The 231-nt window shown below is 67.5% G+C and carries 1 protein-coding gene; it reads right to left on the bottom strand.

Going from position 1 to position 231, the window contains the following annotated elements; translation table 11 throughout:
• Positions 1 to 231 (bottom strand): NAD(P)H-hydrate epimerase (locus tag KVT28_RS27280; RefSeq protein ID WP_305801851.1); only part of this gene is annotated, 231 nt, incomplete at both ends.

The following is a 231-nucleotide window of genomic DNA, read 5'->3' as shown; positions in this document are numbered from 1 at the left end:
CCCCCCCTCCGCCAGCCATCGGTCTTGCGCCTGCTGCGCCCCTCCTGGCAGGCCTTTGCTGCCGGCGCACGCCAGCACCTCCCCGTTCAATCCTGCTGCCTGCGCCAGTCGCGCCACCACATAACCAGCGCCGCCATTGCTGCCGTGCCCGCACAAGGTCAACCAAAGCTGCGCCAGCGGCCACAGCTGGCAGCCTAATTCAAAGCTGGCTTCGCCCGCACGTGTCAATAG

The sequence above is a fragment of the Pantoea sp. GbtcB22 genome (assembly GCF_019091025.1).
Taxonomy (GTDB): Bacteria; Pseudomonadota; Gammaproteobacteria; order Enterobacterales; family Enterobacteriaceae; genus Pantoea; species Pantoea leporis.
Note: the sequence above shows the minus strand (reverse complement) of the source record. Positions and strands in the feature narration are given on the sequence as shown.